Below are 26,701 nucleotides of genomic sequence, written 5' to 3' on the forward strand. Positions count from 1 at the left end.
GTCTGTTTTAGACCTAAGGAAAATTTATTCTGATTACAGAAAATATTCAGAATGGGCACAGGAAAGATGGGATGATATTTATTTGTCTTTATCAGAAATAAAGATGAGTCCGGACTATTATAAATTTGTTGTACCATTAACATATTATTCAAAACCTTTTGTTGAGGCTTCGAGTGTGAATGAATGGTATCCAAAAGATATATTGGTGGAGGATTCTGTACGTAAAGCAAATATGCTTGAAAAAGGTATTCCACATATGTATATATCTTCGGAACTGGATAAAAAGATAAACCGACAATTATTGGATTTTTATGTTAATTATCCGGAATTGGTATTACAGAATGAAACAAAGCTTGACAGTCTTGAGTTTCTTTCTTTAGAAGACATGACATCTGCTCATAAAAAAGACAATATAATTGAATTTGTTCAAAATAATGCCGGCTTTGGACAAATGTCCGATTCGGAATTATTGGTTTTAAAACCTAATTTTTGGACTTATGGTGGTAGCGGATATCTGCAGTTCTCTCAAAATTATATATCAGAAAACTGGTATAAGGGAGGTGAAAGTACAAAATCGTTGTTGTCAGGTTTTACTTGGCAAGTAATGTATGATGATAAACAGAAAACACAATTTGAAACCAAGTTGGAGTGGAAACTAGGCTTTATAACAGCACCTTCGGATACTGTCCATACATACAAGGCTAACAATGATTTGTTGCGTTTAACGTCCAAGCTTGGTTATAAAGCTATACAGAACTGGTATTATACGCTTTCTGCGGAATTTCAAACACAGTTCTTCTCGAACTACGCAACTAATTCTGATGATTTGGTTTCAACTTTATTCTCTCCTGCTACATTGAACGTCGGTGTCGGTATGGACTATAAATATACCAAAGACGGAAAAGTCAATCTTTCTGTTCTTCTGAATCCTTTAAACTATACTCTTTATAGTGTTAGAAGTGACGAGGTAGACCCGACCAAGTTTAATATAAAGGAAGGACACAAAAAGGAGAATGTGCTTGGTTCTCGTATTAACGCAACACTTACATGGAAAATAATACCGACATTGTTGTGGGAATCTAAATTCTCATACACCACAAACTATGAGAAGGTATTGAGCGAATGGGAAAATACGTTCACTTTTGTGGTTAATAAATATCTGTCAACAAAACTTTTTATGCATGGAAGGTTTGATGATGGTGTATCCAAAGAACCGGATGACAGCTATTTCCAGTTTCAGGAATTATTTAGTTTTGGCTTGAATTATACATGGTAATTTTTTATTATAATATATATGTTTGAAATACCGTCTTTTGTAGAAATACTTGATTTTGTTGGAACATTTGCCTTTGCTATAAGTGGTATTCGTCTAGCTTCAGCTAAAAGGTTCGATTGGTTTGGTGCGTATGTTGTAGGGCTGGCCACAGCTATCGGTGGTGGAACATTGCGTGATTTGCTTCTAGATGTAACACCAGCATGGATGACCGACCCTATATATCTCGTCTGTACAGCAATGGCAATGGTTTTTGTGATATTGTTTCGTCAGTATCTTATACATTTAAATAACACATTCTTTATATTCGACAGTATAGGATTGGCTTTGTTTACGGTGGTTGGTGCCACTAAAAGTCTTGATTTGGGATATTCTTTTTGGGTTGCTATTATCATGGGAAGTATCACAGGTGCAGCAGGAGGAGTAATAAGGGATGTATTTATAAACGAAATTCCTCTTATATTCAGAAAAGAGATATATGCTATGGCTTGTGTAGTAGGAGTAATGGTCTATTGGCTGTGCGATTATGTGGGAATGGAAAACTATTTGTCCCAGATAGCATGCGGTGCCTCTGTCTTTATAGTACGTATTATTGCAGTGAAATATAAAGTAACATTACCAATACTGAAAGGTGAACCGGAAGATGTTAAATAGAGTTTTGTCTATATTATTGGGGGTATTGATAAGTACCCCTTTTTGTTTTTCCAGTCAATCGGATTCTTCGTTTATAGATAGTTTGTTGCAGAAATCTGTTCAAATGCATTTCCAAAACGGCACTGAACGTCTTATGTTTTTTGCCAAAAGTCTGATTGGAACTCCTTATAAAGGAGGAACTTTAGACGTAGCAGCGGATGAAACTCTTATTGTGAGAACAGATTCATTGGATTGTACTACTTTCGTGGAAACAGTATTGGCTTTGTATGTATCGTCAGAAAAAGTAACTCCTGAATATAAAGATTTTTCGGATGCATTGACAAATATAAGATATAGAAATGGTATTATATCCGGATATTCTTCCCGTTTGCATTATTTTTCGGATTGGGTGTCCGACAATGTTCAAAAAGGAATAGTATGTGAGGTTACGGAAAACAATGAACATGAACAGAGATGTTTATCGCTGAATTACATGACTGAACATTCCGATTTGTATAGAAAATTGAAAGATAACGACTCGCTGGTAAGTGAAATGCGGTGTAATGAGAAAAAATGGAAAAACTATAAAATGCCATATATCCCTAAAAGGCTCTTGAATTTACAGGATACGGATATTATAATTAGGGAAGGGGATATTCTTGCACTGACTACAAGTATATCAGGACTGGATGTCGTTCATCTGGGATTTGCTGTTTGGGTTGACGGACGTTTGCATCTTTTACATGCTTCTTCCACTCATGGAAGAGTTCTTTTAGATCCTTCGCCATTGTATGATTATCTTAAGAATAAGAAAAAACATACAGGTGTAAGAGTTATCCGCGTAAAATAAAGAAGAGTTGTACAGGGAGATTATCATGCCTGTGCAACTCTTTTTTATGTGTATTATTGCAGTGTTCCGTTTTCTGCTTGCTTTATCATTTCCGCACTGGCGTACATGTATATTTCCACACGTCTGTTTTCCTGGCGTCCTGCTTCTGTACTATTGCTGGCTACCGGATTCTCTTCTCCCAGGCCTTCAACAGTCTTTATCTGGTTTCCGGATACCCCACAAGCCATGAGATAACCGGAAACACTTGCAGCACGCTGTTTGGAAAGTTCTATGTTTTTCTGAACACTTTCTGCAGCAGTAGAATTCTTCCATCCTGTATTGTCTGTGTATCCATATATTGATACATCCATGTTAGGATTCTGTTTGAGTACGTTGTTTGCAAATTCTGTCAATGAGTTTTTTGCAGATGTACTAAGTGTTGAACTGCTGGTGCTGAACAATATTCCCGATGCAAATGTCACCTTTACGGCTTGCAGTCCATTGTTGTCTGTCACCTGTTCTACCTGTGCGTTTTCAATCTTGGCAGCTTCGGCAGCAGCTTTGTCCATTTTCTTTCCAATCAGCACACCGGCACCTGTTCCTACAGCTGCTCCTACAGCAGCACCTATGGCTGCTCCTTTGCCTTTTCCTGCTAGTCCTCCTATAAGAGCTCCAAGTGCAGCTCCGCTACCGCCACCTATCATACCACCTTTAGCTGTGTTTGTCATCCCACAGCTGCCCATCATCATTCCGGCACATAGGATTAATGCAACATGTTTGTAAGTTTTCATCTTTTAATTAAGTGTTTAGTTATATTTATGTTATTATTGAAAGTCCGGTGCAATTTACTTACACCGGACTTATAGTTTTATCAATAAGCGAAGATAGGATAATCCTTCATCTTGTCGTTTACTCTTGCTCTTACAGAAGCAATAACTTCTTCATTGTCTACGTTAGAAAGAACAGTTTCAATCATTTCTGCTATTTCGTACATCAAATCCTCTTTTGCACCGCGTGTAGTGATTGCAGGAGTACCCAGACGTATACCTGAAGTCTGGAATGCAGAGCGAGTGTCAAATGGAACCATATTCTTGTTTACGGTAATGTCTGCCGATACTAATGCCTTTTCAGCAACTTTACCAGTCAAATCAGGATATTTAGTTCTAAGGTCTACCAGCATTGAATGGTTGTCTGTACCTCCTGAAACGATAGTAAATCCTCTGTCCATAAGAGCCTGTGCCAATGCTGCCGCATTCTTCTTAACCTGCATCTGATATTCCTTATATTCAGGTTGCAGACATTCGCCAAATGCAACAGCTTTAGCTGCTATGACATGTTCAAGCGGACCACCTTGAATACCTGGGAATACAGCTGAATCCAATAACTGGGACATCATCTTGATTTCGCCCTTTGGAGTAGTTTTTCCCCAAGGGTTTGGGAAGTCTTTGCCCATCATGATAACGCCACCGCGAGGACCGCGCAAGGTCTTGTGAGTAGTCGATGTAACGATGTGAGCATACTTAACAGGATTGTCCAGCAATCCGGCAGCAATAAGTCCTGCAGGGTGAGCCATATCAATCATCAATAAAGCACCAACCTTGTCGGCAATATCTCTCATTCTCTTGTAGTCCCATTCTCTTGAATAAGCCGAGCCACCACCAACTATGAGTTTTGGTCTTTCTCTAAGAGCTATTTCTTCCATTTGGTCGTAATCCACTCTACCGGTTTCCTTGTTCAGGTTATATTCGCAAGGAGTGTATAGGATACCGGATGTGTTTACAGCCGAGCCGTGTGACAGATGTCCTCCGTGAGCAAGGTTAAGCCCCATGAATTTGTCGCCAGGATTTAATACTGCCAAGAATACAGCAGCATTGGCCTGTGCTCCAGAGTGTGGCTGTACGTTTGCCCATTCGGCTCCGAAAATCTGTTTCAGTCTGTCTATTGCTATCTGTTCGCTCTGGTCAACAACTTCGCATCCTCCGTAATATCTTTTGCCAGGATATCCTTCGGCATACTTGTTTGTGAGGCATGAACCCATAGCTTCCATAACCTGATCGCTTACAAAGTTTTCAGAAGCAATCAGTTCAATACCTTTAAGCTGACGCTGATGTTCTTTTTCTATAATTCCGAAAATCAAATCATCTCTTTTCATAGTTGTAATAATATTATATATGTTAATAATTGAGTTTCAATCAGAAAATTGCACCTACCGAAAAACTGAGAATGTTTTTTCTTCTTTTTAGAATCAGTTCCTTTTCATTGTAAGGCTCTATTGTCAGTTCCTTGTCGTAGGTTACGGATTTAGTTATGTTGTTGCATCCTATTTCATATCTGAAATCGAAAAAAATATTCGAGATATTTACTCCCAATCCGATAATGGCACTGTAATTAAGAGGTCTGATATATTCTTTTATTCCTTTTTGATAGAATCCTGAGTATTCGCTCGAAGATTGTTTCTTAATGGTCCATGCTACTTTAGGACCTAGAAAAAAGGACATCCCGTATGGATAAGAGTCTATGAATTTATAACCATATAGCAAAGGAATCTCCAATGACGATATTTTGGCTTTGATAAGTGCATTGTCTTCCAGTATGGTTGCATTCTCTCTTAGATTGCTCATGCTTATACTGCCTTGTGAAATGGCATACGAAACTTCCGGCTGTAGAAAATGTTTGTTTTTCACTGGAATTCTTACAAAGAGTGTAGAAATGTATCCTACTTTGTAGTTGTTTTGAATATCAGTTATTTCCTGTTCCCCATAGTAAAGCTCGTCAGTAAACATCATGGTAGAGTTAAATCCTGCTTTAATACCGATGCTTATTTTTTGTTTTTCCTGCTTGCTGTCATACAGCATAATATCCTGTGCATACAGATTAGCACTGCACGCAAGCAATAACACTGCAAGTATTGTCAAGCATATTTTTTTCATTTACGGATTATTTCTTTTTCTCAACTGACCATCCGAATTTACCTATTTTCTTTCCTGTTTCATAATATCCTCCATGTGTATATACCAGAAGGTTTGATTTTGCCAACTCAAATTTCCCTGTTTCAGAATCAAGGTATTTTTCGTCGGCCTTTACGTTTACTACCTCGGCAATGAACATGTCATGTGAGCCAAGCGATATAACTTCTTTCACTCTGCATTCTATGCACAAGGGTGATTCTTCTATGATAGGAGCATTCACTATCGAGGCTTTTCCGGGAGTAAGTTTCATCTCGCTGAACTTGTTGTAGTTCTTTCCGGATCTCACTCCGCACCAGTCCGTTGCATAAGCCATGTCTTTTGTAGTAAGGTTTATCACAAACTCCATATTCTTTTTCAGAATAGGATAGGAGTGCCGTTCCGGCCTTACCGATATGTAACACATAGGTGGGTTGGTACATATAGTACCCACCCACGCTACAGTTATAATATTATATTCTTCTTCACAACTTCCGCAACTCACCATAACGGCTGGCAGCGGATAAACCATTGTACCCGGTTTCCAGTCCTGCTTCATTATCAGATAAGTTTTATATTATCCTTCTGCTGTTCTTTTTCGCAGTAGTGGCATTTCAGCAGACCTTTCTCCTTGTCAGTCACATGAAACCATGTCTGCATAGGCTCATTGTTTGTGATACACTTCGGATTGTTGCATTTTACTATACCTTTCAGTTCGTCCGGCATGATTGCTTCTTTCTTTTCCACTACAGCATAGTTTCTGATAACATTCAGTTTTATATTCGAAGCAACTACTGATATGCGGTTTATTTCTTCGTCAGTGAAAAACTTGTCGGCTATCTTTATGATACCCTTTTTGCCAAGTTTCTTGCTTTCAAGGTTATATCCTATAGTTATGTTGCTATCCATGTCCTTTAGGTTCAGCAGTGAAACTACAGTAAATAGTTTGTCTGACGGTATATGGTCTATTACAGTGCCGTTTTCAAGAGCGGCCACCTGCAGTTCTTTTTTTTCGTTCATATTCATGTCAATGTTTATATTCTGTTATTATTTTTCTGTATCGGCTTTTACTTCGTTAAGTGTAATTCCCAATACGTCGCAAAGAATAGCCTGGCGGGCATACAGACCGTTTTGAGCCTGCTGGAAATAGTAAGCCTTTGGATTGTCGTCCACATCGTAAGCTATTTCGTTTACTCTTGGCAGTGGATGCAGGATACGCAGGTTTGGGCGTGTCTTGTCCAGCATCTTGTTGTTCAGAATATATACATCTTTTACTCTCTCATACTCCATCAGGTCGGTGAAGCGTTCTCTTTGCACACGTGTCATGTATAGAATATCTGCATCAGCTATTATATCCTCGTTGAATTCAGTGTGCTCTACATATTTAATATTATGTTCCTTACAGTAGATTTTATATTCTTCCGGCATTTTCAGTTCGTCCGGTGCAATGAAATGGAATGTTGGGTTGAAGTGGCGCATAGCCATCAGCAGCGAGTGTACGGTACGTCCGTATTTCAAGTCGCCCACCATATAGATGTTCAGGTTTTCCAGAGTTCCCTGAGTTTTGTATATGGAATATAAGTCCAGCATAGTTTGCGAAGGATGCTGGTTAGCACCGTCGCCTGCATTTACGATAGGCACTTTTGTTACCTCACTCGCATATCTTGCAGCCCCTTCCAGATAGTGTCGCATTACGATGATGTCGGCATAATTGCTCACCATCATAATAGTGTCCTTCAGCGTTTCGCCTTTCGAAGAGCTTGTTACTTTTGGGTCTGTAAAACCTATAACTTTTGCACCAAGACGGTTGGCGGCAGTTTCAAAACTAAGGCGTGTACGAGTTGATGGCTCAAAGAATAGTGTTGCCACAATTCTTCCTGCCAGAAGGCTACGGTTCGGCTTCTTCTCAAATTCTCTTGCCATCTCCAGCAGATATAGTATTTTCTCTTTGGAGTGTTCGGCAATAGTAACTAAACTTCTATTTTCCATATTAGCAGTTTTATGTTTATTTTTTAATACCGAAGTCCAAAGGTAAACAAAATATTTCAAAGTTCCGCTCAAATTGGGATATTTATGAGAAGTTTATGGAAAGAGATTGCAGTTATACGGATTTTGGTTATTTTTGCTTTATAACTGGAAAGATCTATATATTATCATTTATGAAAACAAAACTATTGAAAAGTATTTTATCATTATTAATGTTTGCAGGATTGATAGGCTTCTCTGTATGTTGTTCGGTAAAGCAGGATATGTCTGTCAGCCGTATTGATGCTTTAAGTGATTCTCTTTGGAATTATTCTTCTTGGATTTCGGTGGCCGATGCTGATGTGGTAACTGAAAAGGTAGTCGACGGTACTCGTTCTGCTGATGGTGCCAGCTGGTTTGTTGCGGTAATCAAGAACAATAAGGATATAAAGCATGCCCGGTGGATGACTACAGGTCTCGGCATATATGATTTATATATTAATGGTAAGCTGATAGGAGATGAAATTCTAAAACCAGGTTTTACACATTATGAAAAAAACTAAATTGTCCTTTACTTATGATGTTACCAATATTTATAATATAGGTAAAGGTGAAGAAAATGTGCTTTCTGCCCAGGTAACTCCGGGATGGTGGGCAGACAAGATAATCACACCTTATGGCAATGATGGAATGGTTGGTAAGAAATGTGCTTTTCGTGCTGTTTTGGAACTTACTTACACTGATGGAACTAAAACATATGTCGGTACTGGTACAGAGAACTGGAAAGCCGGAATAGCAGGTCCGGTTACTCATGCAGCTATTTTCGAATACCGTTTGGGGTATGCGTTCAAATTATCTTTCTGTACCTACAGATTGCCCTCAACGCAACGAGAGACTTGGATGGACAGCAGATACACAAGTATTTGCAGAAACCGGAACGTTTTTTGCAAATACAGCTTCGTTTTTCCGTAAATGGATGCGCGATATGATAGATACACAAGGTGAGAAAGGAGGTTCCTGCAACCTAAACAACAGGTATGAAGTTTTTCAGGAACAGAAATTCTTCATGTAAAGTTTATCAGGAAAGTTGAAGAAGTGTAGTGAACTTTTTTAGTAATAAACCAATAAAAGTGTAAAGTAAATTTAGGCATAGTCAAAGCTTGTTATATTAAGAAAAAAACATGGGCAAATTTCACTTAAAACGCGGCCGCATTTTAAGTGAAATTTGCCCATGTTTTTAAATCATTTTTTTATCCTTTATTTCTGTACTCCAACGGGCTCATTCCAACGTGTCGTTTAAAATACTTTCCGAAGAATGACATATTGGCAAAATTAAGAGAATCGGATATTGTCTGTATACTTAGTTGTGTGGATTTTAGTTGAGATTTGGCATCCATTATAACCATTGATGATATTATGTCGGCACATGTTTTTCCTGTTGACTGTTTCACTATCGAACATAAATGTGCATGTGTTATTCCAAGTTTTTCTGCATACCACGCCACATTTCTGTTGTCGTTATAATGCTGCATAACCATTTGTGTGAAAGCCTTGCACAGCTGTTCGCTTTTTGAAGTGGAAACAGTTTCGTTGGCCGATTTCTTCTTATATAATAATGAAATACCCTTGTGTGTGTCAGTAAATATGTTGTGTGCTATTTCCGACTTAATCTTTTCATCGAAATATTCGTACATTTCAATCATAAGGTTGTAGTATTTCTCTGCCATTCTCGCTCCGGTTTCACTCAAAGTCATTTTAGGTTTTCGCATAGTGGAGTATATCGTGTCGAGCAATGTTTTTGCCTTGTCTTCACGTTCTACGTATTTCGATGAAAATCCGATAAAGAATATTTTCAGTTCTCCTTTCAGGTCCTTAATCTGAAAAATACTTCCAGGCATAAGCGTTATTATATCCTTTTCCCTTACAGTAATATTATTCAGGTTTACCGATGCCTCTATTTCACCTCCCATGCATAATGCGATAATTTCGCATTTCAGTCTGACCGGATAATTTTTGTATAATCCCAGAAGTTCCTTACTTATGTCTGTTCCTGCCAGCCAGTCCTCAGGTAGGTCGAATTTTGGTAATGCCTTGTCCATCTTTGTATTCTTTTTATGATACTATACAAAGATAATAAATTTGAAGTATAGACCAATGCTTATATTAATAAAAGTCCATAAAATATTAAAAATAGACATTATTATGAATATGTGGGAAAAGCAAGATTTTAAGAATAGGCCAAAAATAACAAGAATTGACCTTGTGAGATATGTTAAAAAGCAGTTAATTTGCAACGTGAAAATATGTAATTGGCATATTAATGTGAAACGTAATTGGAATATAATATTAAACTGAAATGAAGAAGTTATTTAGTACAATTTTACTTGTTTGCGCATTATGCTTTGTAGCATCATGTTCTAAGTCTGATAATACAACATCGGACAAAACGCAGATTGTTGTAGATTTGAAGTCTGATATGTCGTTTAAGTCCTCTGGTGGAGGTGGCGCTTCGGCTGTTTCCCGTGCTATTGATGAGTCTGTTTATTCAGATATAACAAATTATACAGTCAAACTTACAAAGGCTGATACGGGTGAGGAGGTTTATTCGGCTGTATATAGAGATTGGGCGTTGGCATACGAGGTTATTCCGGGTCAGCAATATAAACTGGAGGCTTATTATGGTGAAGCTTCTCCGGCAAGTTATGACAACCTTTATGTTTATGGAAGTGAAACTTTCAGTGTTCAGGCTGGTTCTATAAAAAAAGTAGGATTTCAGTGCAAGCCGCAGGCTATAAAGGTTAACGTAGTATATTCTGATGATTTTTCGGAATATTTTTCTGACTGTATAGTAAGCATCAAGACAAAACATATGGAAACAGCTACTACAATGAGTGTTGCAGAAGTTGGTAAAGACTTGTATTTACAGTCCGATGCTCAGGAGACAGTAGAGCTGGCATTTGATATAAAAGATAAGAATGGCGAATCTGTTTCTCCTGAAGGGTTTACTAATACAAAACAGGTGACAGTTTCTTCACAAACTCTGTTGAAAATCAGCATTAGTCCGAATGTGACAGAGGTAGAAGGCGGTGAATTTGGCATTAACATCACAGTTAATACCGATGTTGTGGATGAAGATGTAAATATTGAAATACCAAGCGATTTATTAAATAATTAATATAAGGAATATGAATAAGTTTTTATATACATTAGCATACATATTTGCATCCGGTGTAATTGTTACTTCGTGTGCAATGAAAGATGAACTGACAGGAAAAAGTGAGCATTATTCATACGGGGATTTGATTCTTAATGTTTCCAATAATGCTAAAACAGATGTCGATACAAGGACTGAATCTGAATATAACGGAAACAGACCGGGTGTTTTCCCTGCCGAAGAAACTGATATCAATAATTATACACTTTTTGTGCTTGATAAAGACGGTGTGGAACAGAAAAGTGGTTTGATTTCTGAACTAGGAAAGAACGGAGTCGTATCTCTTACACTTAGTGAAGGTGAATATACGGTCAAGGCATATAATTATGATGGAAGCAATGTAAATGTGTCCGAAAAACCTTTCTTTATGGGTAGTAGTACGATGAGTATAAAGGCTGCTACTACAACAGAGGTTGCTGTTCAGTGTAAGTTGCAAAATATTGAAGTGGCATTCTCGTTGGGCCAGTCTTTTAAAGATAAATTTAAGGATGATTATACATTTACTGTTGACAATGGTGATGGCGTTTCTGTGATTATAAATAAGGATAATGTAGACAAGAAATATTATCTTAAAGTTCCTCAGGACAAGTCTGCACTTAATGTATCGGTGAAAGCAACGACTATAGCAACAGATTTGGCGGAGGAACAACCTATACAGAGAAACTATAAGATAACAAAACCAGCAGATGCTGAAGGTGGAACTACATTGGCTGCTGGAGATGCATTCCTGATTAATATTACAGAGGACGGTTCTTCTTCGTCTTATATAGATTTTACTATGACTGTGGATTTCACATTTACCGAACATGACGAGGTGATAACTATTCCTGTAGAAGAAATTACTTTTAATCCAGGAGAGCCTACAGATCCCGAAGAACCGACAGATCCTGAAGCTGCTATTACTTTTGAGGGATTACCGGCTGAATATACAAATCCTGCTCAAAGTGCGACTCCTGTTGTTGTAACTATAAAAGCCACAAACTCAATTGAAAACCTTTATGTTACTATAAGTAGTGATAATCAAGGATTTATGAGTACGTTGACAGGCTTTGGACTTGGACAAAAATTTGATATAGCAAATCCTGGAGAACTAGAACCTGTTCTTACTGGTTCGTTGGAAGACCAAACAGGTATAGGGTTGTTGAAACCAGGTCAAAGTGTAAAGGGTGAAACTCAATTTGTTTTTGATGTTACAGAATTCATGGAATTACTACCGCTATATGGCGCAAGTAATAATGTTTTTTCTATCGAAGTTGTTGATACCAAGGGAAATAACAAGGGTGGAGATCTAAAAATTATAATTACTGATTGATTAAACAGACTATGACTATGATTGCAAAAAAATATTTATATATAAGTATTGGCATGATGTTTTGTATGATTTCATGTCAATTTGAAGATATGAATATGAATCAAGGTGAAGGGTATATTCAGTTATCTTCTGTAGGTATTAATAAGTCCATTACATCCCGTTCCGGAAATGAAGTTATGTCTGTTAAAATAACAAGTGTTGATGGCATAGTCTTTAAAGAGGCTGATGATTGGACAGAGTTGCAAGGCGAATCATTTCTAGTTCCTGCAGGTGGAGAATATACTGTAGAGGCATATTCTGCTAATAAAACACTTGCTGAAGGTTTTGATGCCCAGCCATATTATAGCGGAAGTGAGAAACTTACTGTAAAAGCAAATACTTCATATACAGTAGAAGTGGAATGTAAGTTGGCACAAAGTTTGGTTAAAGTTTCATATTCGGATAATTTTAAGTCACATTTCTCGGATTATTCCGCTACGGTAACAGGAAGTGAAGGAACAAACATTGTTTTTGCCGGAGATGAAACTCGTGAGGCTTATGTAAAACCGGGACAACCATTGAATGTCAATTTGACTTTGACTCCAAATGGTGGTCAGCCGACAGAACTCAATAAACAGATAACAGAGAATGCTTTGGCTGCTTACAGGTATAATGTTAATTTTGATGTCAATACAGACGGTAATGGCAATATTACTGTGTCAGTTGATGTTAACCGTAATGAATACGAAGTGACACTGGGTGTTCCACTCAAACCGGATGGTGTTTCTACTGTTGCAGTTGCAGGAGATGCAACCAAAGTTTGGGGTAAATTTGCATCAGTGTCAGGATTGTGTACACTGGTTGATCCGTCAGATCCTATAGAATTTAAATATAAGAAAACTAATGATGCTGATTGGCTGTCTATACCTGCACAAAAAGTGGAGGGAACAGACTATGAATATACTGCAAAACTTACATCTCTTGATTTCGGTACAGAATATGAATATAAGATGGTATGCGGAGATAAAGAAGGAGAAGTTTTAACATTCACTACAGAAAAATATATAGAAATACCTAATTTGAATTTCGATACATGGAGTCAAAATGGTAAAAATTGGTTTGCCAATGCTGATGCAGCTGATAGCTATTGGGCTACTGGAAATACTGGTGTAACTTCTTTCTTGGCAGGTAGTAATGATCCTATAACAACTCGTTCTGATGAATCTGTTTCAGGTTATGCCGCAGAAATGCATACTATAACAGGAATAACTCTAGTAGGTGCTGCTTCTGGTAATTTATTTATAGGAAGTTACAAAACGAATATGATGAACCCTTCAGCAAGTGTTTCATTTGGACGTCCATATTCAGGGGCAAGACCAACATCTTTAAAGGGATATTATAAATATTATCCTAAACAAATTTCAAATGGTGGAACAGTTCCTGGTGATTTAACAACTGATGAATGTAATATTTATTTGAAATTGTGGGATTCGGATGGTAATGAAATTGGTTTTGGTGAGTTCGTTGGAAAGGAACAAGTTGATATTTATACTCCTTTTGAATTTAAAATTACATACTCAAAAACAGATAAAGTTCCAGCAAAGATTGCAATAGTAGCTACTTCAAGTCATTATGGTGGTGTATTTAATGGATCAAAAGTTGTGGGTCAGGTAGGTGCTGGAAGTCAACTTTTTGTAGATGAATTTAGTTTGTCATACGAATAATTTATGCGAAAAATAATATTGATTTTGTTGACCTTCATGTGCGTGGCTTATAGCCATGCACGTGGAGGTTTTGATAGAAATATTCAAGGCTCTCTTTTTGTACCGAAAGGAACATGGTCTAGCGGATTGTCTTTTTCATATATGGAGTTGGAAAGCGATAACTATAAGTTCCTTATATTGGATAAGGCAGGAGGAGAGGCCTATACATTTAAAATCAGCCCACATGCTTCTTATTTTTTTACAGACAATATAAGTGCAGGTTTAAGGGTACAATACAATAGAACTTTTGCTTATATAGGTAATATTGATTTGAATTTGGGAGATGATTTGAGTTTTGGTATAAAGGACTATGGATATCTGGAACATGGAATCTCAACCTCAGGTTTCATTAGGACATACATGGGACTTGGTAATAGTAAAGTTTTTGGTTTTTTCAATGAATTAGGTCTCACATATGGATATAGTCAAGGGAAGAACTATTCAGGAACAGGAAATGATTTGACTGGTACATACCAGAAAGTAAATAAATTCCAGATTAGTGCAACTCCAGGTTTGACAGCATTTGTTACTAACAATTTGGCTGTTGAGGTTTCAATAGATGTACTTGGATTGGACTTTCAATGGGTAGAACAGGTTACAAACCAGGTGGAAAAGGGTTCTTTCAGGAAAAGTTCCGCCAATTTTAAAATTAATATATTTTCTGTCAATATAGGCTTGTGTACTTATTTCTAAATATATATGTATATGGTTCATAGAATTTTAAAATTTGCAATATTCGGTTTTATAGCAATAGCAGCTTGTTCTTGTGTAAAGAATGACCTGCCATATCCATATATAGAAAGCGTCATAGAGGAAATAGGCGTTTATGATATGAAAGGTGAGCCGGTGATAGATGCGGCTTCCAATACGGTTAGTATTACTGTAGGAGAACTGGCAGATGTTTCGAAACTCCAGATAACAAAGTTGAAGGTGTCTGAAGATGCTGAAATTATACCAGATAAGGATGCATGTGCCAGTTTCGAACAATTTCCAAATAAAAGTTTTGCTTCGCTTGATGAGTTGCCTGCAAATGCAAATACTGTAGTTGATTTCACTAAGACTGTGAGATTTGTATTGAAAACCTATCAGGAGCATGTGTGGAATATAAAGGTAACGCAGGAAATTGACAGGGTAGTTGAAGTGGAAAAACAGGTTGGAAGTGCATTGATAGATCCACAAAGTAAGATTGCAATAATTTATGTGGAAAAGGAAACTTCTCTAGATGATATTCATATCAATAAATTGCAACTTGAGGGAGAGAGTGCTGAAGCTAGACCAGATCCGACTACAGTAACTGATTTTACGCGTCCACGTACGTTTGAGTTTTATAGGAATGACGTATTGGTTTCAACATGGATTGTAGACGTACAACCTTCTGTGGTTCTTTCAACTCCAGTAAGTGCTAATGCGTGGGCTACTAAAGTTTCTCTTTATGGGGAAATGAAAAGTGGTGCAACTCCTTCGGTGGAGTATAAGAAAACTACTGATTCTGAATGGAGCGTTTTGCCTGCAGAAAATATAGAAGTAGCCCAAACTTCTTTTACTGCTGAACTGGAAGGGCTTGAGAATGGTACAGAATATCAGTGGCGAATACTTGTTGACGGCGAATATAGCGAGACGGTAGCTTTTACAACTGAGAAGATTATAGAAATACCAAATTTGAATTTCGATACTTGGAGTCAGAGTGGAAAGAACTGGTTTGCTAATGGTGATAATGCTGACAGTTATTGGGCTACAGGTAATACCGGAGTGACATCAACATTAGCTGGTGGAAAAGATCCGATAACGACACGTTCTTCTGATGCTGTAAATGGATATGCAGCTGAGATGCATACAATAACAGGTATAACGTTGGTTGGAACTGCTTCAGGTAACTTGTTTATTGGAAGTTATAAAACTAATATGAGTAATCCTTCTGCCAGTGTTACTTTTGGAAGAGAATATGATGGAGCAAGACCTACAAAACTGAAAGGTTTTTATAAATATAAGTCAATGCCAATTACAGCCGGCACCAAACCCGGAAACCTGCAAAATGATGAGTGCCACATATATATGAGATTATGGGATGCGAGCGGTAAGGAGATTGCATATGGTGAGTTTGTTGGAACAGAAACAGTAACAGAATACACTCCTTTTGAGTTTAATTTGGAATACAATGATAACGTGACGAAACCTGCCAAAATAACAATAGTAGCTACATCAAGTCATTATGGAGGAGAGTTTGAAGGTGTTAAAGTAGTTGGACAGGTAGGTGAAGGTAGTACATTGTGGGTTGATGAATTTGAATTAAGTTATGAATAAAGAAAAAACAATTATACACATGAGAAGGATAGTACAACAAGTAATAGTGTTGCTCACTCTTTGTTGGATGATGCCAAGCTGTTCTGATGAAACTTTTAATTATGAAAGTGGAGAAGGAACTGGGTATTTGTGTCTGACATTAGGAAAGGTAGATGTGGAATTTTCATCTTCTACAAGAGCTGAAACTGTTTCCCTTCCGGATGAACTGATTCCGGCTACAGCTGATTTCATGGTAGATATTCAAAAGGATGGGAACTCTATTGAAGGATTCCCTAAAAAATATAGTGATATAACAGGAGAAATGGAGCTGGCAGTTGGTTCGTATACAGTTAAAGCTGAATTTGGAGAGAATAACCTGATACAGGAATCACCATATTTCTCAGGAACTTCCACTGTGCAAATCTTACCAGGTAAACCTACAACTTTGGATTTACAAGTGGCATTGGCAAATGCTATGTTAGTGCCTGCTGTAAGTGAAAGTCTGCAAAAGCATTACAATGCATGGACATTGAAAACTAAAGTAGGAGAAACTAGCATGACATTGGCTGATAATGATAATATTGATGGGTATTTATTCGTACAAGCAGGGCAATCGGTTAATGCTTTGTTTGAAGGCACTAACCTGTTGGATAAACAAACATCGCATGAGTGGACTGTTATTTCATCGGCCGAAGCTCGTACTAAATATGTTATTCAATGTGATCCGGACTTGTCGGTATTTTCTAATATACAATTGACTGCTACTGCTACACATACTTATACGGAAGAAATATTGACTGGTACAGATGTGGTTTTGAATATCAACTCAAATGGAGCTCCCCTGGAACTGATTGACAGTTGGGATATCAAACTATCATATAATGGTACTCCTATAAGAACATATACTGCAAAACCAGAAAATGGAATTTTAATGACTGTTACAGATGGATGGCCGTATGTTCCGCAGGGAAGTACGTTTTCGGCATCTATTCATTTGCAGACAGGGGAAACATTTGATCTTTCATCATCTATTTTAAATGAAATACCTCTACCTGAATTTACTACAACAGTATTTGGAAATACAAGTTATTCTGTTTATAAAAATTCAGGAGCTGAAACCGCTAATACAAAGGATGGTTCAAGTATTTTTGATATCAATGCAGAGCCAAGTATAGATTCAAAAATTTTGAATAATCCTAATTATTCTAATATTTTAAATGTTGAGTATAAGACTGATAGTGGTAAGAATTCAGGTGTATTGCCGTATGGAGAAGTTGCGCAGTTTAATTCTTTAGCTTGGCAACAGCATAATTTGTCTGCTATTGTTTCTTTTGATGGTGTAAAAAAAGAATCATCGCAGTTAGCATGTCATGTTACGGGATTGCCATATGTTCCTTCAGCTATGATTGAAGCAGACTGGGAATTTGCAAGTTGGAATTGTAAATTTGATAATGGTACAATACAATTAGGAGGTGTTAGAGGATCCGGAGAATGTACTGCGACATCTAAAATCGTATTTTATGTTCCAGACAATGTAAGTGTGAAATTAAATACTAATGTCACCATAAAGGCAACACAAATAATATGGTGGCAAAATACAACATTCACTGTTCGAGTTAATGGGACTGAAATAATATCACAAGGAAGTAATAAAACGGAAAAAAATTATTCGTTATCTGGAGTTGGAACATTTTCTCCGGGAGCATATGAGGTGAAGTTAAACAGTTCATACGAGGCTGCAGATCCTTGGTCAAAAGTTCATACTTTACATATATTATATAATTAATAATAGATTATGGGTAAACAGATCTTATATATTATATCTTTGGTCGGATTATTATTGTTTTCAGCTTGTTCTGACAGTGATAATCCAACACTTTCTAACGAAACCGGAGAGATTAGTTTCTCTGTAGTAGACACTACAGAAGTAAGCAATTCAACAAGGGCATCTCTTGATGTAGATGTAAATGAATTCAAAGTAAGCCTTACAAGAGGAAATTACTCTGTTTTTTCCAATAAGAGATATGGGGATATTGTAGGAACTTCATTTTTATGTGCAGCTCGACCGGATTATTCATTGATAGCCGAAAGTTGTTCAGAAGAAGAGGCGGAAAGCGCAAATGATGGCTGGGGACAGTTTCGTGTGGCTGGAAAACAGGCTTTTGCTGTAGTTGCTAATCAGTCAACGACTGTAACAGTGAACTGTGGTTTGATGAGTTCATCCGTGAATGTTGAATTGAGTGATTTTGTGATAGATACGAATTCAACTTATTCCATAGAGTTCCATGCAACTGATGATTTGGAGCGTAGTTTAACATTTGATGAAAGTAATTATAGCTCAAAAACAGCTTATTTCAATGTCGGTGAATCGGGACGTGAATTGTCGTATACTATCACATTACCTACATTAAAAGCACCATACACTGGAACTTTAGCTTTAACATCAGCCAAAAACTATAAACTTTCTGTTAAAGTTGAGAATGAAGGTTCTAATGAGACTGTTACACTAGGAATAACAGTAGATGGCACATTACTTGAAGAGAAAGTCCTGACAGAGAAGATAAATCCATATATGTAATTATTCAAGTCAGCCTTTTCGAAACTCAAGTAATATAATAAAAAGGAAATATTTGGATTAACTTATAGAAATGTGTATTTTTGCACAAAACACGTTGGAAAAATGTGATATTTGGACAATAAAGTTAATCAGAATATGGAAATTAAGAGAGAGGTGATGGATGCTTTGCTGGAATGGAAGCAACGTCCGGAACGAAAACCTTTGATCATTCAGGGAGCGCGTCAGATAGGCAAGACGTGGATTATGCAAAAATTCGGTGAGGAGCATTTTGAGTATGTGGCATATTTCAACTTTGATGCTTCCGATGAACTGTGCAGGGAATTTGAGAATACAAAGAATCCTGAGAGACTTATAGACATTCTTCGTCTTTATACACAATATCCTATAGAACCCGGCAGGACTTTAATAATTTTTGATGAGATACAACAGAGTAACAGGGCTCTAAACAGCCTGAAATATTTCTGTGAAAAGGCACCTGAATATCATATTATTGCCGCAGGGTCTCTTTTAGGAGTATCACTTTCGCAAGGCGATTCTTTTCCTGTAGGAAAGGTTGAATTCCTTAGGATGTTTCCAGTTTCTTTCAGGGAATTTTTGCAGTCGGATGCGCCTCAAATGTATGAGTATATAGAAAATATGAGTGAGATTGCTCCATTGCCTGAAATAGTTATGGGGCGTGTGGGTGAGGCATATCGCCGTTATATGGTATGTGGGGGAATGCCTGCGGCTGCAAAGGCAATGCTTGAAAAAAATAGTGTTCAGGAAATTGAGAATATTCAGAAATATATATTGACCGCGTACGCTCTTGATTTCTCGAAACATGCACCGGGTAAGGATATTCCGCGTATAGCGGCAGTATGGAACTCTATTCCTTCACAATTATCGAAAGAAAACAGGAAATTTGTCTATAAATTGGTTAAACCTGGTGCTCGTGCCAGGGAATATGAGGATGCCTTGCTGTGGTTGGAACATGCCGGGATGATTTACCGTGTATTTTGTTCCTCTAAGCCTGGTTTACCTCTGTGCGCTTATGACGATTTGTCTGCATTTAAGATATATATGTGCGACAGTGGTTTACTTCGTGCCATGTCGCATCTTCCAATAGAAGTGTTTTGGAGTGAGAATGTGTTGTACAAGGAATTTAAAGGAGCTTTGGCAGAAAATATGGTACTACAGGCTTTAGTGAACCAATTTGACGTACAGCCAAGATATTGGACTTCTGATGCAACAGCGGAAGTGGATTTCCTGTTACAGAAAGATGCTTCCATAATACCTGTTGAAGTGAAATCGGGGACTCGTATTGGAGGTAAAAGTTTGGGCATTTATATTGACAGGTTTAATTCGAACTTGGCATTGCGCTTTTCCATGAATAATCTCAAGAGAGATGGCGCAATAATTAATATTCCACTTTTTCTGGCGGATTGGACTGATAAACTTTTAGGACTGTAATCTGCTCTGAAAAGGTATAATCTTCAGGTGTGTTGTTAACAGCCGAACGGATTTCATACAAATTGCGAAATATACTTTGTTTTTGTTGTGCTATTGTATGAAATATTTAAACTATCTTTGCAGATGGAAGTTAACGGCTTATCCTGATTATTAATATGAATGACAGAATGAAACTGAAATTTGTTTGTTTTAGTGTACTTGTCTTTGTTTTTGCATTGATTGGTTGTACTCCCGAAGAAATATACAACGCACTGAAAGGCTACCCAACGATGAAGATAGACCCTTATATTATGAATAATTCTTCTGCTAGTAGAATAGTGGAGGAAGAGGGGAATTATTATTTCAGCGAGGGGGATTCGCTTGCATTGGTTGTCTTTACGGAAGGGTATAGTCCTAATCGCTATGAGGAAGGTTATATTCAGACCGCTTCTTTCGATGGAAGTGTGTGGAGGGCGGAATTGGCTTCTGATTTTCAACCGGAATCTGTTGAATGGAAAGAAATAAACGAATTGAAATGGAAGGCTTTAGGGGATAATTTCGAAATTTATGCGTATACACCGGATGTGAAACAGGTTTTGGAATGGCCTGTTTATCAAGGCAGTGTCTCTTTGGAACAGAATATTGAGAAGAATTTTTATAACAGTGATTTCTTGTTTGGGAAAGTTGTAACCCAAAGAACAAGTAGCTATCTGTCTATTCCTATGGAACATAAACTGTCTATGCTTACTGTGAAAATAGAGGCTTCAGATAGTTTGGATACAGGTGTAGAAGGTATAAGTGTGACTGCTTATCCTGATTTCTGGATGCATTTTCTCCTTGACGAGGTGTACTGCAGCAGAAATGAAGAAAAGGTTATAAATGCCTATTCCAGTGGGGATAGTATTTTTTCCGTTATTCTTCCTGCACAAAAAATATCGGAAGGTCAGATAGTTCTTTCGATGAATGATGGTACTGAGAAAACGCTTCAGGTGGATCTGAATATGGAATTTGAAAATAATCATATAATAAATGTATTATGTGAAGAGGGTGGATTATTTGAAGTGGTAGACATAGAAACAATTCCTTGGGGGATGCCTGTTGGGAGTGATGAAAATGGAACCGGAACTGCTGAGGTGTATGATACTGGAGATGTGATAGTTTACCAGAAAAAACGTATAGAAAATCCGGTTACAATGGTCGTTACAGGAGACGGGTATACGAAAGAGGATTTGCTTCATGGAGGAGAGTTCGAGAAACAGGCTCGGGCGGCTTTGGATTTTCTTTTTGACGTTGAGCCTTATAAAACATATAGGGATTATTTTAATGTTTACATTATACCTGCTTTGTCGAAGGAAAGAGGGGCTGATAATTATACTACAGGATCGGAAAGTGATACTTATTTTAATTCAGGGTGGAATGATGACTGTAGTGTGATGTGGGCGAATGATGTTGTTGTAACGAATTTCGTACAGACTTTCTGTCCGGACATTGTTGAAGGTAGGCTTACATTGGATGATGTCCCTGTGTGCCTCTTGGTAAATGATTCCAGATACGGAGGCATATGCTATTCATGGAGTTCCGGTAAGTCTTTTGCAATTGTCCCTACAACTGAAGGAACCTGGAAATTATCAAATAATGAGGAATTGGGAATAAGTGTTTGTGACTGGAGAAATACATTCCTTCATGAATACGGCGGGCATTCGTTTGGAAGACTTTTGGATGAATATTATGAGAAGGGGAGTGGTAGTAAGTTTGAGCAAACTTCTATAGAAAGTCATTCTTGGACAGTTCCGTTGGGGCTGAATATTACAGCAGATACTACAGGAGTAAATGACAAGGTGCATTGGGAAAGGATGATAGGAGATGAACGTTTTTCAAAAGTTGGATTTTATGAAGGTGCAAATACTTTTGAAAAAGGCATATGGAGATCTGAGGTGATAAGTGCTATGGATGATAACAGAAAGTATTTTAATGCTATTTCTCGTCAGATTATAGTGGAGAGAATAAAGGAAAAGGCTAACGAATCTTTTAGCTTTGATGATTTCTGTAGCAAGGATGTGGATTATGATGAGTTGCGTGATGATAAATCAAGAACTGTGGACAATACTTATGGTATACCGGAATTTCCACGTACACCTTCGCCGGTATTAATGAAACAGTAAAAATTATTTTATTTGTAATCAAAAAGAAGAGGCAGGAATTAAAACATTTGTTTCAATTCCTGCCTTAGATTTATTTACTAGTTATGACTGTTTATCAAACGATACCTTGAGCCATCATTGCTTTTGCTACCTTCATAAATCCGGCAACGTTTGCACCCTTAACGTAGTTGATATATCCGTCAGGTTCTGTACCGTACTGTACACAAGCTTCGTGGATATTCTTCATGATGCTCTTAAGCTTTTCGTCAACTTCTTCTTCGCTCCAGCTTAGTTTAATAGAGTTCTGAGTCATTTCAAGACCTGAAACTGATACACCACCGGCGTTTGCTGCCTTACCAGGAGCGTAAAGGATTTTAGCATCCTGGAATACGCGAATTGCTTCAGGAGTAGATGGCATGTTCGCACCTTCTGATACTGCGAATACACCATTTGCGATAAGTGCCTTAGCATCGTCACCATTGATTTCGTTCTGAGTTGCTGATGGAAGAGCAATATCTGCTTTTTCATTCCAAGGACGTGCACCTGCAACGTATTTACATCCGTATTTCTCTGCGTATTCGCGAATACGACCACGATATAGGTTCTTCAATTCCATGATGTAATCAAGTTTTTCGCGGTCGATACCGTCTGGATCGTAGATGTAACCGTCAGAGTCGGACATTGTAACTACTTTTGCACCCAACTGGATAAGTTTTTCTACAGTATACTGAGCTACGTTTCCTGAACCAGATACAAGACAAGTCTTGCCTGCAATGTCAATGTTACGTGTCTTAAGCATTTCAAGAAGGAAATAGATGTTTCCGTAACCTGTTGCTTCAGGACGGATAAGTGATCCACCGAACTCGCGACCTTTACCTGTTAATACTCCTGTAAATTCGTGAGCCAATTTCTTGTACATACCGAACATGTAGCCTACTTCACGGCCACCAACACCTATATCACCTGCAGGTACGTCTGTTTCAGGGCCGATATGACGCCACAATTCAAGCATGAATGCCTGACAGAAACGCATAACTTCTGCATTTGACTTACCGCGTGGAGAGAAGTCTGAACCACCTTTACCACCACCCATAGGAAGTGTAGTGAGTGAGTTTTTGAATGTCTGTTCAAAAGCAAGGAACTTAAGAATTGACAGGTTTACAGAAGAGTGGAAACGGATACCGCCTTTGTAAGGACCGATAACATTATTATGTTGTACGCGGTAACCCATGTTTGTCTGGATATTACCTTTATCGTCCATCCATGTTACACGGAACTGATATACTCTATCTGGAATACATAGACGTTCGATTAGGTTTACTTTGTCAAACTCTGGATGTTTGTTGTATTCTTCTTCGATTGTTCCTAAAACTTCTTCTACTGCCTGATGATACTCAGGTTCGTTAGGAAATCTTCTTTTGAGATCTTCCAATACTTTTGCTGCATTCATAATCTTTACCTTAAATTTAATTGGTTGTTACTATTTGTTGTTTTTTATCTCTATTATCAGTGACGCAAAAATATATTAAAGATTTTGTTTATGCAACATTTTGATTAAAAAAAATAAGAAAAATATCTTTTTTATGCTTTTATCGCGTAAAAAGTGTTGAAATGTTTATTTCTTTCTCTTGCTGATTGATTTACCTATTGGTATGAAAACCAATGCTCCTGATATTATTATGGTAACTATAAGAGGGCCATCTATTTTAGGAGAAGATGTGATAACTATAAAGCAAAGGGCTGCCCAAAACATGGTGAGCAGAATGCACTGGGTATTGGTTAGTGGTTTGCGCATGGTGTGTTGGTGATTTTTTGATAAAAAAACGAGTTGACAAGGTGTATATTATAGAAAAGAATACCTTGTCAACTCGTTAACTAAAATTTTCTTATTTGGTGATCAACATCCTTTTTTCTTTTTTTCTACTATGGCATCGATACATGCAATTGCTGTGATGTTGACGATGTCGCGCACAGAACTTTCGATGTCGGTAAAGTGGATTGGTTTGTTCAATCCCATTTGTATAGGACCTATCACTTCTGTTTCACTCATGTTCTGTATGAGCTGATATGTAGAGTTTGCCGAACTCAGGTTAGGGAATACTAAAGTATTTACCTGCTTGCCAAGCAGTTTTGTAAATGGATATTTCTCATCGCGTAATTTATCATTAAGTGCAAATTTGACTTGCATTTCACCGTCGATAGCCAAATCCGGGTAATTCTGGTGCATATATGTTACAGCATCGTGTACTTTTGCAGGACTTCCTTCCTGGTCGGAACCAAAGTTGGAATATGAAAGCATAGCCATGACCGGTTCTTGATTGAAGAAACGTACTGATTTTGCAGAAAGACGTGCTATATCTATCAATGTGTCTGTGTCAGGATGACGGTTTATTAGAGTGTCGGCAATGAAATATGTACCTTTCTTTGAGTTAAGTATATGCATTGTTCCGAAATGATTGTAACCATCCTGAATACCTATAACCTCTTTGGCTACTTTTATTGTATTGCTGTATTTGGTGTATAGACCTGTGATAAATGCATCAGCTTCTCCTGTCTCGACCATCATCATACCGAAATAGTTGCGTTCGAACATTTTGTCGTTAGCTTCAGCGAAATTGGCTCCTTCGCGTGCGCGCTTTTCGCAGAGTATCCGGGCATATCTTTCTCTGCGTTCAGCTTCATCGTCATGGCGAAGGTTAATTATTTCTATACCTTCAAGGCTGAGATCAAGTTCTTTTGCCAATTTCTGGATTCTTTCTGTATTTCCTAAAAGTATAGGATTACAAATACCTTCTGCTTTTGCTTCGACTGCAGCTCTTAGCATATTCGGGTGGATGCCTTCTGCGAAAACTACTCTCTGAGGGCAACTGCGGGCTGTTTCATAAAGCTTACGGGTAAGTTTGTTTTCTTGTCCCATCAGCTCTAGAAGATGATTCTTGTATTCATTCCAGTCGGTGATTTCCTTACGGGCCACTCCTGATTCTATCGCAGCCTTGGCAACTGCCATTGAAACCTCTGTGATGAGACGTGGATCGACTGGTTTCGGGATGAAGTATTCAGGACCGAAAGAAAGGTTGTTGACGTGATATGCTTCGTTTACTACGTCCGGAACAGGTTTCTTGGCAAGATCTGCTATAGCACGCACAGCAGCCAGTTTCATTTCTTCATTGATGGCTTTTGCACGTGTATCAAGTGCTCCACGGAAAATATATGGGAAACCTATTACGTTATTTATCTGGTTTGGATAGTCTGAACGTCCTGTTGACATCAATACGTCAGGACGTGCGCTCATGGCGTCTTCGTAAGAAATTTCAGGAGTAGGGTTGGCAAGTGCAAATACTATAGGATTTGGAGCCATGCTGCGTACCATGTCCTGAGAAAGTACGTTTCCTTTTGAAAGACCTAGGAATACATCTGCGCCCTTTATTGCTTCTTCCAGTGTGTGAACGTCACGACGGTCTGTAGCAAAGAATTTTTTGCTTTCTGTCAGGTTTGGACGGTCGCTTGTGATAACTCCTTTGCTGTCCAGCATTAAAATGTTTTCTTTACGAGCGCCAAGTGCGATATAAAGTTTTGTACATGATGTAGCAGATGCACCGGCACCGTTAACGACGATTTTTACATCTTCAATTTTCTTGCCTGCAACTTCAAGTGCATTTAGAAGTCCCGCACTTGATATAATGGCTGTACCATGCTGGTCGTCATGCATTACAGGAATGTCAAGTTCAGCTTTAAGTCTGTTTTCTATTTCGAAGCATTCAGGAGCTTTGATGTCTTCCAGGTTTATACCTCCAAATGTAGGAGCAATTGCTTTTACTGCTTCAATGAATTTCTCTGGATCTTTTTCGTTTACTTCTATATCGAATACGTCAATACCTGCATATATTTTGAAAAGAAGACCTTTACCTTCCATTACTGGTTTGCCACTCATGGCACCTATATCTCCTAATCCCAAAACTGCTGTTCCGTTTGATATAACCGCAACGAGGTTACCCTTTGCTGTATAGTCGTATGCTGTTTCTTGATTCTTTTGGATTTCCAAACATGGCTCTGCTACTCCAGGTGAATAAGCCAATGACAAATCGCGTTGTGTCTGGTATGGTTTGGTGGGGATAACCTCTATTTTCCCCGGTTTGCCCTGTGAGTGATAAAGCAGGGCGGCTTCTTTTGTTATCTTTACCATAAGTTATTACATTTTGTTGTTATTTGTTTGTTATGATGCACAAATGTATGAATAAAAATCTAATATTGATTTTATTTGTCATTAAAATCTCTAAATTGTTTCTTCTTTTTCTGAAATGCTTTAATGAAAATATCCGGATTTTTTGTCTAATAATCATATTCACTAGTACAATTTTAAT

Annotated in this window: 22 protein-coding genes and 1 pseudogene; 13 read left to right on the plus strand and 10 right to left on the minus strand. The window is 37.8% G+C overall.

Going from position 1 to position 26,701, the window contains the following annotated elements; translation table 11 throughout:
- From I6E11_RS06095 to I6E11_RS06105, 3 genes are all read left to right on the plus strand, one after another.
- Window positions 1–1,276: DUF3078 domain-containing protein (locus I6E11_RS06095; RefSeq protein WP_235337046.1), on the plus strand; the 1,276-nt coding region annotated here is incomplete at its 5' end.
- A 27-nt stretch (window positions 1,277–1,303) separates the two neighbouring features.
- Window positions 1,304–1,927 carry a trimeric intracellular cation channel family protein gene (locus I6E11_RS06100; RefSeq protein ID WP_235337112.1) on the plus strand — a complete coding sequence of 208 codons (624 nt, stop codon included), beginning with the start codon at window positions 1,304–1,306 and terminating at the stop codon, window positions 1,925–1,927.
- 103 nt (window positions 1,928–2,030) lie between these two features.
- The gene (locus I6E11_RS06105; RefSeq protein WP_235337047.1) at window positions 2,031–2,756 is read left to right on the plus strand and encodes an N-acetylmuramoyl-L-alanine amidase-like domain-containing protein; all 726 of its coding nucleotides are present in this window, start codon (window positions 2,031–2,033) and stop codon (window positions 2,754–2,756) included.
- A gap of 53 nt (window positions 2,757–2,809) precedes the next feature.
- Here I6E11_RS06105 and I6E11_RS06110 read toward each other — a convergent pair whose 3' ends face one another.
- From I6E11_RS06110 to pyrB, 6 genes are all read right to left on the minus strand, one after another.
- On the minus strand, window positions 2,810–3,526 hold the full coding sequence (locus I6E11_RS06110) for an OmpA family protein (protein WP_235337048.1): 717 nt from the start codon (window positions 3,524–3,526) through the stop codon (window positions 2,810–2,812).
- 80 nt (window positions 3,527–3,606) lie between these two features.
- Window positions 3,607–4,887 (minus strand): serine hydroxymethyltransferase, encoded by a 1,281-nt coding sequence (gene glyA, locus I6E11_RS06115; protein WP_235328414.1) that lies wholly within the window; start codon window positions 4,885–4,887, stop codon window positions 3,607–3,609.
- Window positions 4,888–4,927: 40 nt separating this feature from the next.
- Window positions 4,928–5,665 (minus strand): porin family protein, encoded by a 738-nt coding sequence (locus I6E11_RS06120; protein WP_235337050.1) that lies wholly within the window; start codon window positions 5,663–5,665, stop codon window positions 4,928–4,930.
- A 7-nt stretch (window positions 5,666–5,672) separates the two neighbouring features.
- Window positions 5,673–6,239: a flavin reductase family protein gene (locus I6E11_RS06125; RefSeq protein WP_235337051.1), complete on the minus strand. Its 567-nt coding sequence runs from the start codon at window positions 6,237–6,239 to the stop codon at window positions 5,673–5,675.
- A gap of 2 nt (window positions 6,240–6,241) precedes the next feature.
- Window positions 6,242–6,700 carry an aspartate carbamoyltransferase regulatory subunit gene (gene pyrI, locus I6E11_RS06130; RefSeq protein WP_204400978.1) on the minus strand — a complete coding sequence of 153 codons (459 nt, stop codon included), beginning with the start codon at window positions 6,698–6,700 and terminating at the stop codon, window positions 6,242–6,244.
- Window positions 6,701–6,727: 27 nt separating this feature from the next.
- A complete protein-coding gene (gene pyrB, locus I6E11_RS06135) occupies window positions 6,728–7,669 on the minus strand; it encodes an aspartate carbamoyltransferase (RefSeq protein WP_235337053.1) in 942 nt (313 codons plus the stop codon).
- A gap of 170 nt (window positions 7,670–7,839) precedes the next feature.
- Here pyrB and I6E11_RS15195 point away from each other — a divergent pair.
- Window positions 7,840–8,660, plus strand: a pseudogene (locus tag I6E11_RS15195) (alpha-L-rhamnosidase N-terminal domain-containing protein); the annotation flags it as partial.
- Window positions 8,661–8,895: 235 nt separating this feature from the next.
- On the opposite strand, the gene I6E11_RS06150 reads toward I6E11_RS15195, so the two are convergent.
- On the minus strand, window positions 8,896–9,744 hold the full coding sequence (locus I6E11_RS06150) for a helix-turn-helix domain-containing protein (protein ID WP_235337055.1): 849 nt from the start codon (window positions 9,742–9,744) through the stop codon (window positions 8,896–8,898).
- A gap of 257 nt (window positions 9,745–10,001) precedes the next feature.
- On the opposite strand from I6E11_RS06150, the gene I6E11_RS06155 reads away from it, so the two are divergent.
- The 9 genes from I6E11_RS06155 to I6E11_RS06195 all read left to right on the plus strand — a co-directional run bounded on the left by I6E11_RS06155 (window position 10,002) and on the right by I6E11_RS06195 (window position 22,361).
- Window positions 10,002–10,820: a DUF4493 domain-containing protein gene (locus I6E11_RS06155; protein ID WP_235337056.1), complete on the plus strand. Its 819-nt coding sequence runs from the start codon at window positions 10,002–10,004 to the stop codon at window positions 10,818–10,820.
- A gap of 10 nt (window positions 10,821–10,830) precedes the next feature.
- Entirely contained in the window at window positions 10,831–12,171 is a 1,341-nt protein-coding gene (locus tag I6E11_RS06160) for a DUF4493 domain-containing protein (RefSeq protein WP_235337057.1), read from the plus strand.
- An 89-nt stretch (window positions 12,172–12,260) separates the two neighbouring features.
- Entirely contained in the window at window positions 12,261–13,874 is a 1,614-nt protein-coding gene (locus I6E11_RS06165; RefSeq protein ID WP_235337058.1) for a DUF4493 domain-containing protein, read from the plus strand.
- Between the two features lie 3 nt (window positions 13,875–13,877).
- A complete protein-coding gene (locus I6E11_RS06170; RefSeq protein ID WP_235337059.1) occupies window positions 13,878–14,606 on the plus strand; it encodes a hypothetical protein in 729 nt (242 codons plus the stop codon).
- A 12-nt stretch (window positions 14,607–14,618) separates the two neighbouring features.
- Window positions 14,619–16,214 carry a PCMD domain-containing protein gene (locus tag I6E11_RS06175; protein WP_235337060.1) on the plus strand — a complete coding sequence of 532 codons (1,596 nt, stop codon included), beginning with the start codon at window positions 14,619–14,621 and terminating at the stop codon, window positions 16,212–16,214.
- Window positions 16,207–17,979 carry a DUF4493 domain-containing protein gene (locus I6E11_RS06180; protein WP_235337061.1) on the plus strand — a complete coding sequence of 591 codons (1,773 nt, stop codon included), beginning with the start codon at window positions 16,207–16,209 and terminating at the stop codon, window positions 17,977–17,979. Before I6E11_RS06175 ends, I6E11_RS06180 begins: the two co-directional genes overlap by 8 nt.
- A gap of 9 nt (window positions 17,980–17,988) precedes the next feature.
- Window positions 17,989–18,771: a DUF4493 domain-containing protein gene (locus I6E11_RS06185; RefSeq protein WP_235337063.1), complete on the plus strand. Its 783-nt coding sequence runs from the start codon at window positions 17,989–17,991 to the stop codon at window positions 18,769–18,771.
- A gap of 135 nt (window positions 18,772–18,906) precedes the next feature.
- Window positions 18,907–20,220 (plus strand): ATP-binding protein, encoded by a 1,314-nt coding sequence (locus I6E11_RS06190; RefSeq protein WP_235337064.1) that lies wholly within the window; start codon window positions 18,907–18,909, stop codon window positions 20,218–20,220.
- Window positions 20,221–20,387: 167 nt separating this feature from the next.
- The gene (locus I6E11_RS06195) at window positions 20,388–22,361 is read left to right on the plus strand and encodes a M64 family metallopeptidase (RefSeq protein ID WP_235337065.1); all 1,974 of its coding nucleotides are present in this window, start codon (window positions 20,388–20,390) and stop codon (window positions 22,359–22,361) included.
- 94 nt (window positions 22,362–22,455) lie between these two features.
- On the opposite strand, the gene I6E11_RS06200 is transcribed toward I6E11_RS06195, so the two are convergent.
- The 3 genes from I6E11_RS06200 to I6E11_RS06210 all read right to left on the minus strand — a co-directional run bounded on the left by I6E11_RS06200 (window position 22,456) and on the right by I6E11_RS06210 (window position 26,523).
- Window positions 22,456–23,790 (minus strand): NADP-specific glutamate dehydrogenase, encoded by a 1,335-nt coding sequence (locus I6E11_RS06200; RefSeq protein WP_235337066.1) that lies wholly within the window; start codon window positions 23,788–23,790, stop codon window positions 22,456–22,458.
- A 165-nt stretch (window positions 23,791–23,955) separates the two neighbouring features.
- Window positions 23,956–24,135: a hypothetical protein gene (locus I6E11_RS06205; protein ID WP_235337067.1), complete on the minus strand. Its 180-nt coding sequence runs from the start codon at window positions 24,133–24,135 to the stop codon at window positions 23,956–23,958.
- A gap of 102 nt (window positions 24,136–24,237) precedes the next feature.
- Window positions 24,238–26,523 carry an NADP-dependent malic enzyme gene (locus I6E11_RS06210; RefSeq protein ID WP_235337068.1) on the minus strand — a complete coding sequence of 762 codons (2,286 nt, stop codon included), beginning with the start codon at window positions 26,521–26,523 and terminating at the stop codon, window positions 24,238–24,240.
- Between the last annotated feature and the right edge of the window lie 178 nt (window positions 26,524–26,701).

Origin of the sequence: Bacteroides caecigallinarum (assembly GCF_021531075.1) — a bacterium.
GTDB lineage: Bacteria > Bacteroidota > Bacteroidia > Bacteroidales > Bacteroidaceae > Phocaeicola > Phocaeicola caecigallinarum_B.